The organism is Kocuria atrinae C3-8 (genome assembly GCF_000286355.1).
Classification (GTDB): Bacteria; Actinomycetota; Actinomycetes; order Actinomycetales; family Micrococcaceae; genus Kocuria; species Kocuria atrinae_A.
Window position 1 is genome coordinate 1 of the sequence record NZ_AJXN01000123.1, and the last position, 9,789, is coordinate 9,789.

A 9,789-nucleotide genomic window follows, 5' to 3' on the forward strand; every position below is an offset into this window, starting at 1 on the left:
AAAAACGGCTCAGTGCCGATCCGGGATATCGGCCGCCGGCCCTAACCTGAGTCGGTGGATCGAGGCTTAGTAATCGATTATCCCGATGAGCTTATGGTCGCCGACAGCAATCACAGATGGGGGCTGTCACCGTTCCACTTCACCCAGGACTTCTATTTGCATTTCCTGGGGAAACTGAGGGAGGTTCTCGATGAGCGCTGATTCAACCGTGGTCACAGATCTTCCTGCGAAACTTCCTGAGAGCTATCCAAATCGCTTGTCATTGGGATACCTAAAAGATAGTGACAAGTACGGTAATGCGACCGTACAATTCCTATCGGGTGCGCAAATACATATGACACCCACCAGCGGGATTGACTTCGAACAGAAGTTCAAATCACAGCAATACGGCAACACTATGTGGGTATATTCGCTGTTTGCACTTCGGGTACTTGGCGAAGCATTGCGCCAAGGACGTGAAGAATTGCGGCCAACGTGGGAACGCGGTTGGCGCAGTGCTTTCGAGAAGTACGGGTCACTGGAGGGACTGCAGCGAGCCAATAGCATTCCCAGTGCCGATCACGCTGCCGCCACACGGCTACACGCATGTCTTGAGGCCGCCGAGATCGCCACAGAGCCAGGATTCCGCACATCCCTTGCAGAAGTGGCGCATGTAACCCTCGAATGGATCTGCGATGACCGTACCTATCGGCCCAATAACCATGGCCTAATGACTAGCATTGCCCTGTTGGCCTGGCACGTGGCCGTGGAGCGGCCCCTAGGTGATAGCAAGGTCAAGGACATTGCAGTTCGTCGAATCATTGAGTTGGCGGAGAAGGCCTTTGACGATAACGGTATGTGCGACGAGAACACCGTGGGATACCACAACTTTAATCTCCGCTGTTATGACCAGGTGATGCAGCTTCAGGCAGTCGAGCACATAGACGAAGCCTTCGATCGTGTTCTGCGCCCCATCCTAGAACGAGCCGATGTGGCACTTGGGCACTGCATGTTGCAGGACAACACGGTCCCCACAGTAGGCGATTCAGCACGTGTCAAGGTGAATGCAAGGCCCTCGATCAATGCCTCCGGTGATTATTCTCTCTCTGGCTTCGGCGTGATTAAGGACGAACGACTGTACCTTTCCATGATCTGTGGCGGACGCTCCGAGATCCACAAGCACCACGACGACACCTCATTGACACTTTGGTATGACGGCCAGCCGCTTATCGTAGACGCTGGATCTTACTTATACGACCGCACAAATCCGTATCGGGTGAGCATCGAATCCTCCTACGGACACAGTGGGATCTTCGTCGAGGACGTAGATGGCATGATGCGCCACGACATGAAGAAAGCGTGGCCCGGGTATGCCTCTCGGCTGGATCGGGGCCCGAATCGGAACGGTTCTACAGAGTCGATGACCGGTTCGTACGATGTGCCGGAACGGCTCCAGGTGGCGCGAAACGTCACTGTGTATCCCGACAGGTGGATTGTCGTACGGGACACTGTTCGAATGATGGGTGATCTCAAGTCAGCCACGGCCAGACAACGCTGGCTCCTGGGACCGAAAGTGGCCCCGGAGCGTTTGGGCCATGGTCACTGGGCATGCACCACGGACGACCGGGTTTTGACGGTAATGGCGATTGGTGCGTTCGACGAGGACATCTACCGCGCGGAGACTTTCGACCGACACCGTGGGTGGTACTCCGATCAGAGCGGGGTCAAACACCCGGTTTACGGTCTGGACTTCGTGGGGCGAGGGCTGGACCAAGAGTTCACCACCGTGCTGCACATTGGTGACCGGGCAGTAGCCGACCGGGCGGAGACGCCCGAATGCGTCCTTCGCGCAGCCCTTAGTGGTTAGCTGGCGATCGTACGCAGCACCCGTACCAGACGGCTCGGCGGAGCACCTTCGACCGTTCCCTCGTACAGCTCGCTTCCCGGGGTGACCACTAGCAAGTGCTCCGCGAGGGGCACCAATGGGTGCTCAGGATCTGCGGGTACCTCACCGAGCCAATAGATTGGTAACTTCAGATCGCGCGCGGTCTCGACGGCTTCGGTCAATTCGGCGAGCAATTCGGGCGCGGCGTCCGTCATAGCGCCAGCCCACGGTCCCTCGTCCAATGCGTTGCCGTCCAGAACAAAGGCTCCTGGACGCAGGATGCGCAGTGTCTCGCTGATCAGACCAGGGACCGCAGGGAACACGCTGAAACCGTCCTTGCGCATCGCACTACGTTTACCGGCACTGGAGAGTACCACCACGCCCCGACGACCCGTGTACTCGTTCAATTCGTCCAACTGCAGGACCTGGCCTAGAGTCGAGGAACCGACTCCAGGAGGTTCGGGTGTGGATTCGCGCCCCACCAGGACGCGTTCAGTGTCAGTCATAGATCTCCTTTGAGTCATGGTGCTCATGAGGTTTCTGGTTCTGGTCCGGTAGGAGCCAGATCAGCGTCCGCCCGGTGCGCTCAGTCTCCCGGTAGTACACCGGTCCATGTGTTGCACCATGCCAAGTAATGAGCCCCCTCTCACGAGACGTGCCCGTTCGCGCACCGATCTGAGAGACATCCTCGGGTGCGAAGCGTGCGGCATGCATGAGATCTTCTGCCCACGTGGGTGACCCGATTTCGTTCCACTGCGAAGACCACCGCGTAACGGGCGAGTCTGTGACCGGGATGCCGTGCGCGCTCAGGGTGGCTAGAGCGGTGTCCTCAGCCGATAAGACAGTTACTGCAGCGGGTGGATGTGTTTGTTCCGCGAGGTTCGTGGCGATCTCCGGTGTCAGCCGATCCACGACGGCGGTCCAGGCCGTTTCGTCTGTGAGCCGCACCGGGAGACCCGCGCCACGAAACATAACGGCGAGTGCGTGCTCAGCGAGATAGGAACGGCGCACGGCCCGTAGCTGATCCCACGCGGAGGCGCGCCACATGGACCGATCCTCCAAGCAGCCGGCCATCACTGCGCCAAGGGTATCGGGATCATCGCTCGCGGTGACCGCCGGCAGGGATTCGCGCACTCCCCTGCCTTTTCCGCTGACGACTACTGAACCGGACGCGGCGATCTCGACGACTCGTCGGGAGAACATGGTGGGCGAGTCATTGACCGAGTTGACGTTGATGTGCACTGGGTGCGCCTTGTAGGCCTCGAGAACCTCGTCGTAGCTCAGGCCACCCTCTATGAACTCGTCGTAGCGCGCCGGGAAGCGGTACGGCGAGTTGGGAATGTTGAGCTGCCGATCGTAAATCGTGAGCCCATGTTGGGCCGCGGCACCCAGGATGCCGTCGAGTTCATCCGAGCGTTCTGCGTACCGTGCGCCGTAGTAGGTGCCCGCGTAACTGACTGTTGGTTTTTCGGGCCAGGCGCCGGGTAGTGGATGGTGCAGAGTTGGTTCTGCGTAGAACGGCATAGACGCGACCGTTGCGGGCCGACGCCCGCCTCCGAGCTCGAGATAAGCAGGGATTCTGTCAGCATCTGTGGTGTACACAGCGTCGCACAGCGCCGCGGTGGGTGCGAACGAACGGAAATGGACGGGATCTTCCTTGTTCCAGAAGATCACCGGAATACCCATGGCCCTGGCGGTGGCAATGACTTGTTCAATTTCTTGCCGATGGTCCTTGTAATAGGCGACCCCATGGAACCAGTCCTTTTCGTGACCGCTCCATGCCGATTCCACGAACAGAACGTCAAGGTCATGTGCCACCACGGAGAGGTAAGCGTCGCGGCGAGGAATCCTGATAACTCGGCAACGACCGGAGATCGTGCGTTCCGTAAACTCGTCGGCGATCACACCAACTGTGAGCTCACTGAGGGACACGGAATCCGTGTGCTTGGTGAGGCGGGTGTGCGCTGCCACGGCGGTATGGACGATTTCGCTAGTGACTTCATCTCCGTGGCTCAGCGCCGCGTCGAACTCATCCACGGGCGGAAGCCACTCGTCCTGCCCACGTTCGCCGACCAAGATCGCGGGAATACCGAGGCGACGGGCGGCCACCAGGGTTCCCCACGCGGTAACCGCATCGGTTGCAACGGCAAGGGCCGCTGGGCGCTCGACCCGGGCACGGCGAGTGACTTCATCGGCCGTGATCTGCACTGCGTCAAGTGGTGATGTGTCCGAATCGGTGTATTCACGCACAAACAACGCTGTACCCTGGCGCGGCTGATATGCAACCCCTGGGCTGCGCGGAGGCCGGGTGAACTGGCCCTGACAGAATGATCGAGCCATGCGCATCTCACGCAAGGTATCCCTGGTGAAGGAACTGAGTCCGGACATATGCTCGGGGAATCGCTCGAGCAGCTCCTCCGCTGCCCAAAGATCTCGCTCTCTCGAGAGCAGCAGGATGATTAGGCGATCCAGGTCTTCGACACGACCATCTCGCTCGAACCTATCGAGCAAATCGGATCGTTCAAAGCGCTCCGAAATCTGCGGTGTGTCCTGGGTTTCGCCGAAAAGCACGTCAGCCCATTGAGGAGCGACTGCGGCAATGCCGAAACGCTCAACGGACCTGCGCGCATTCTCTGCGGCGTAGTTGTAGTCGTTCTCGTCCTGGTTGGCGTTGATGATAGCCCGAGCAGCGGCCTGGGTGTCCGCGTGCACGAATTCCCCCGGGAAGATTTCCCCTGCTCCGTCACGGTCCCACACCACGGGGACTGCGCCGCTCGCCTGGCCCTCAACGGGTGCAAGGTGGAAAGTCTCCCGAGTGCTCGGAGACAGCATCCACCCGATTCTCCGGAACCACTGGCCCATGTCCGGACCGAACGGGTCGAATGAAACATGGGCAAGCAATTCGGGTTGGTCAGTGAGCCGCTCGTAAAACGCCCGGTAGGCGTCTTGAGTGACAGGATCTCGCCAAATCCAAGAGTAGTCCCATGGGTTGCGGCCCCGTAAATGGAGCACGTAGCGGTCATCGTGTTCCAGAAGCAGTTCGAGTAGATCCAGCGCGCGATCGGGCCGTTTGAGGATGGGCACGTATCCGGTCAAGCCCAAATGGAACCGGGCGCCCGCGATTTTGGCTCCCTGATGATCCTCCAAATCGATCATGTTGGTACCACCGTTGTACGCTCCGCAGGCCACCCAAGTTCGTCGACCACTCTTTGTCGGTAAAACTCCGAGACGAACACAAACTGATCGACATTGGATACATTAATGTCGTGAATCCAGCTCTGGAACAATTCGTATCCATGAAAATGCACAATGAGCCGTTGTCCCGAACGCTTATGCCACGAATACCAAATGGCATTATGCGACGCAAACTCACAAAGAATCACGTTTGCGTCATTAAGAAGATCATCCGAAACGTCGATATCATGTCTCGTTTGAGTCGTCCATTGATCAAAGGTGAGCGTGAGTCGCGGAACCCCTCGTAGGAGACTCACCAGTTCACCTAGAAATTTGTAATCATGTCCTGCCACCAGGAGCTTGGTTTCCTTGCCCAGGTTAACCAACGGACGGAGGTTACTAGCCACTTGCTGGAGCTCGCTCTGCCCCGCCCCTTCCGTCAACACCAGCACTTCGGATAGTTCGTCACCGACTAGAACGGACATTGAGTCGTGAGCGTCGACAGATGAGACGAGGATACGCCCCTGACGTTCGAGCAAAACTGCAGCTAGATCCCGCAAATCGGCTCCGAGTGTAAGGCCTCCGGGTTGAAAGGTCACATCCGACAAATCCAGGACCATTCGTGCACCGGTAGTTTTGTGGCCCAGCAATGACCACATGACGTCAACATTGTCTGTAACGACGACATTGGCCCGGAGGCAATCCGCTGCCACTATAAGATGCCAGGCAAGATTTCGGGGATTAGCTCGGCCCATCTCATCGCGCTGATTTTTGGGAATTGGCAGCCAATGTTGACCTGGCCTCTGGGGCTTAAATCCGTCGGCTTGTTCAAAGAATTGGTGAACACCGTTGTAGGACTCGTCGCCGGTGGATAGAATGCGTTCTACATGAACGACAACCTTGCAGACGGATTCATCCATCGCGGTTACTGGAAATGTGGTTTCCTCGACATTCCGGTCGCCTCGATCGATGATATTGAATTTTGCAGATGAGCGAGGGACAAGACGTACGAGATGAATCAAATGATCAAGTTCGTCCGTCACTACTCCCGCAGCGACCGCCAGGTGAGTCGCAACCTTGATTTGTTCAGCTCGATGGAGTTCTTCAAACCGTTCGAAGGCACTGCTCCCCAGATGGACCCAGGTATTAGCCGAAAAATCTACGTTCTCTTGCGTGAATTCCTCCCAGCCGACAAATTCGGGAGACCCCACAATGATCTGATTGTCCATTATCACCTGTCTGCGTGCCATATCACTCATGTCCACAATTACTAAACCTAATTAACTTTCAGCACCGGCGTTGAAACAGTGACTGGATCCGAATGGGTATCTGACCTGACAAAACAACGGACTCGATATTTTCCGGCTGGCAGATCTTCAAAGGTCATAGTAAATCGATTTTTGACATAACCAATCTTTTGCACCGGATCGCGCGCCTCATATAAGTAGAAGGCAATATCACTCCCCTGCGCTACCTTGGTCAACGTTGCGGTGATGGCATTCCCCCGAACCTCAGCCTCGACGGCGGGTCCGGTGGAAGTCTCCCTTGAGTGAAAGGACTGGCGACCAGCCCACGGCTCCAGCTGCTCTCCGATGAATGATCTGAAAGGACGGCCTATATCAGCGTGTGTAAGTCCTTCAATCTCTTGCACGGAAAACCTTGGATGATTCATCCGTTCCAGCTCTTTTCGCAAGGTGGGAAGGTGGTCCCGGTAATGATGGTCTCGTGTGCCGATGAGCAGATCGATCTTGGTTTCTGACCATACGCGTCGAAGGTGATTAGTGACAATCCGGTCTGCCCAGTCTACGCATTCCTCGGTCGTGCCACCAGTCATGTATTCGAGAATATTGGGGTGCGGCTTTCGCAGGAACGATCCGATTTTCACCTGCGGCGCTCCGACGACGATCCTCCCCACGGGCACTGACGAGCCAAACACCAGGCTGCCGTACCGCCCTTGGAACTTCCAACAAAGGCTACATCCTGCCACTCAATCCCTAATTCTTCCTTGACATGAGTCACCGCCTCAAGAACAGAACGATATATTGATAACGCTCTGTGATCAGAGTAAAAATACGCTCCCTGATCACCAAAATCATCGAGGACATAGAGTTTGTGGGCATTAACGCCGGCTAGAGCGCTCTTGTAGTTGTACGTAAAGCTTCCAGTCGGAGCCATGGCAGAAAAAACCACAACAAGTTTAGATGCGTTGGTGCTCTTTTCAAGTCGATAGTTCACAGGCATCTCAGCCTGGTAATTAAACCACGGCGAATCCTTTTGCCCGACGCCCCAGTCCTTCAGCAGAAAATCGGAGGTTCGAATGTCTGTCGCAACGTCGAATCGTGGCCCGCTACCTGACAGCTCCAGCACAGTAGCCTCCTCCGCCACACCGAACCGTGGGAACCTGAATGGTTTGGGTTTCTCGGCGTCCTGCGAACGGATGAGCCGCGCGGTGATCGGTTGCGGCGCCCTCCACGTAATCTCCAAGACTTTGGTGTGTCCTTTGAACAGTTCAAGAGCGTTCCCACGGAGCAATGGCTTGACCTCCGGACCAACGTGCCAGCGCAATGCGTAGTTGTGTACACCTTCATCCAAGGACAGAACCACATCGTGCACTGAGATTCTTGTTCCGGGCGCGTCATGAGATTGTTCGGGTCTGACGGTCACTCTTCGGTGATGGCTCCAGTTCTTGGACCGTCGATTCACGCCCTCGACATCGAAAACGTTGGATGAGTCCTGGGCATGATCAATGAAATCAATTCCACCCGGCGTGGGTTGCGAACGTGGTTGACTCAGTCCATCCACGGTGATCACATTGTGGGCGAACTGCGAGAACGCGTAGGTTGTTAATGGGTTGGAATAGTCGTAACCATAAGGTCCTGATTCACCCAGGACCATGGAACCCCCGCTGTGCACGAGCAGTGAGAGATCATCCGCATGGTGGTGGTAGTTCGAGTGATATCCCGCTTTAAAGAGCAGCCAATCAGACTTTGCATCATCCCATTGTGAACGATGAAGAGCATATCCTGCACTGGGGAAAATAGCCGAATTTGCCCCCGGGGCGTTCCTTTACGTCCCTGAAACACCGAATAAAGGAATTCGTCCGAACCAAATGTAGTTCGGTGCGAAATGTCCCTTACACGCTCGTGTTTCGTGTCACCAAGTGGCGGGAGATAGCCGTCCGGCATAATTATATGTGTGGCATATCGTTCCGCGCGCGAGTAAATATTACGCAACTCACTAGAACTTGACGGATTCAAGAGGTCAACTACCGGTAGAAGATCTCTCAAGTATCGACTCACCATGAAGTGGTAACCGGGACTGTTCTCCACGTGGACCCCGTCTTCCGTGAAACATGACGTGAAGTACTGCTCCAAGCGACGCGATGCTAGCATGCGCAATTCAGTTCGGCGTTCAACGTTAGTGAGCTCTTGTCCCATGCGACTCGTGGCCAGCCTGAGGAGAGCTATATCCTGAAACATTCCATGATTGTTGTTCCCCGCGTAGAACGACGAGGATGACAGCAGGGAGAGATGGAGCCGCACCATTTCGCCAATATCGGTAAGCGCCTCTTGGGGCAAGGTCCCTGGATAATTGTCGAGCAATCGCGCGATCTGGAGGCTCCGCTGTGCCGTAGTTTCGTCGTGGAACGACATCTCACACGACCCAGGTGCGGTCTTATTGTTGGCGTACCACGACAATAATAGGTCGAGTGCAGCTCGGTGCGCGTTCTCTCTGTCCTCCACATGTTCCAAGATTGTTCCATTCCAATCAGCAAGGAATAGGAATCCATGTAAGTATCTGCCGTGAGTTCGCGGCAGAGGCACCGCCCAGCATCCCCCCGCGTCGAAGGGCACGTCGCTGAGAGTGGGATGAGCGATGATGCCCTCCAAGCTGAAGAGCCGAGCTCGATCCTCAGCAGCTTGATTGCTGATCCTCGGGACGAATGTGTCTGTAATGAGTCTGATGGACTCGTCCACGGAACGCGTCATAGGGGCCTCGGATTCTTGACTCAGATATAGGGCACCCTCGGCGGAGTGAAGGTGCCCACACATCAATTGGACTTCTCGACGGTCAATTCCAACTTATTGCGATCCTTGAAGGTCTCTCCGGCCACGGGGGACTGCTTGACGACCTTCCATTCACGCGAGTTCTCCGTCTTCGGAGTGTCGCCCTTCGGATCTGAGATGGCATAAGACAAATTGTTTTCCCTCGCGAAGACAATCGCCTCGTACAGGGACTTTCCTTCAAACGAGGGCAGCTTACTCACCTCGGGCTGCTGTGACTGAGTTGGCTCGCTCGCACCATTTTGACTGCCCTCTGCCCCCTCCCCCGCACCACACGCTGAGAGAGATATTAGTAATGTGGCTACGACCATTGCGATAGAGGCAGACTTCAAACGCCGAGCGATGTTCTTACTCATTTTTTTACCCTTACTAAGTGAGTTGAATGGGGATAGGACTAAATCTTTGACTTTCGGTTCAGCTCTTCACCCCAGTGTAGGCGCCATATTTTGACATATCACGGGATACAATGCGTGCTGGCACCCCGGCCACAACGCAATTATCAGGCACCGAACTCAGAACCACGGAATTCGCACCTATGACTACGTTACTGGCCCTTCACAGATGAGCATGGGTAGCGGTGTGCGCGTGGGCGTCTCGAGGGGTGTGTTGTGAGGTCTGGGTAGAGGTCGAGGCCTCCAGGATGGGTAGCGACCAAGCAACCCGATCCATGAAGGCCTCGACGTGTCT

Annotated in this window: 7 protein-coding genes and 1 pseudogene; 2 read left to right on the forward strand and 6 right to left on the reverse strand. The window is 56.1% G+C overall.

What is annotated here, in order from left to right; all coding sequences use genetic code 11:
* Positions 1-54 precede the first annotated feature (54 nt).
* Together YO9_RS21735 and YO9_RS0112840 are read left to right on the forward strand one after the other, a co-directional pair.
* The gene (locus YO9_RS21735) at positions 55-201 is read left to right on the forward strand and encodes a DUF6270 domain-containing protein (protein ID WP_223286544.1); all 147 of its coding nucleotides are present in this window, start codon (positions 55-57) and stop codon (positions 199-201) included.
* Positions 191-1,846, forward strand: coding sequence for a heparinase II/III domain-containing protein (locus YO9_RS0112840; RefSeq protein ID WP_223286545.1), 1,656 nt, complete (start codon positions 191-193; stop codon positions 1,844-1,846). Before YO9_RS21735 ends, YO9_RS0112840 begins: the two co-directional genes overlap by 11 nt.
* Here the strand turns inward: YO9_RS0112840 and YO9_RS0112845 are convergent.
* The 6 genes and pseudogenes from YO9_RS0112845 to YO9_RS0112880 form a co-directional block, all read right to left on the reverse strand.
* Complete coding sequence (locus tag YO9_RS0112845; RefSeq protein WP_016997846.1) at positions 1,843-2,370, reverse strand: hypothetical protein; 528 nt, start codon at positions 2,368-2,370, stop codon at positions 1,843-1,845. The two genes, YO9_RS0112840 and YO9_RS0112845, sit on opposite strands and share 4 nt — an antisense overlap.
* A complete protein-coding gene (locus tag YO9_RS18625; protein WP_223286546.1) occupies positions 2,363-5,020 on the reverse strand; it encodes a glycosyltransferase family protein in 2,658 nt (885 codons plus the stop codon). The genes YO9_RS0112845 and YO9_RS18625 overlap by 8 nt, the downstream gene beginning before the upstream one ends.
* Complete coding sequence (locus tag YO9_RS18630) at positions 5,017-6,267, reverse strand: glycosyltransferase family protein (RefSeq protein WP_223286547.1); 1,251 nt, start codon at positions 6,265-6,267, stop codon at positions 5,017-5,019. Before YO9_RS18630 ends, YO9_RS18625 begins: the two co-directional genes overlap by 4 nt.
* 47 nt (positions 6,268-6,314) lie before the next feature.
* Entirely contained in the window at positions 6,315-6,923 is a 609-nt protein-coding gene (locus YO9_RS18635; RefSeq protein ID WP_223286548.1) for a hypothetical protein, read from the reverse strand.
* Positions 6,920-8,083: pseudogene (locus YO9_RS18640) on the reverse strand (heparinase II/III domain-containing protein); the annotation flags it as partial. The gene YO9_RS18635 and the pseudogene YO9_RS18640, both read right to left, overlap by 4 nt.
* Before the next feature lie 1,006 nt (positions 8,084-9,089).
* Positions 9,090-9,458, reverse strand: a complete 369-nt coding sequence (locus YO9_RS0112880) for a PASTA domain-containing protein (protein WP_317259833.1) — start codon at positions 9,456-9,458, stop codon at positions 9,090-9,092.
* Positions 9,459-9,789: the final 331 nt, after the last annotated feature.

What these genes read in the sequence shown, in the direction of transcription:
- YO9_RS0112840 (WP_223286545.1), top strand. Translation starts at nt 191, where the DNA reads ATGAGCGCTGATTCAACCGTGGTCACAGATCTTCCTGCGAAACTTCCT.
- YO9_RS0112845 (WP_016997846.1), bottom strand. Translation starts at nt 2,370, where the DNA reads ATGACTGACACTGAACGCGTCCTGGTGGGGCGCGAATCCACACCCGAA.
- YO9_RS18625 (WP_223286546.1), bottom strand. Translation starts at nt 5,020, where the DNA reads ATGATCGATTTGGAGGATCATCAGGGAGCCAAAATCGCGGGCGCCCGG.
- YO9_RS18630 (WP_223286547.1), bottom strand. Translation starts at nt 6,267, where the DNA reads ATGGACAATCAGATCATTGTGGGGTCTCCCGAATTTGTCGGCTGGGAG.
- YO9_RS0112880 (WP_317259833.1), bottom strand. Translation starts at nt 9,458, where the DNA reads ATGAGTAAGAACATCGCTCGGCGTTTGAAGTCTGCCTCTATCGCAATG.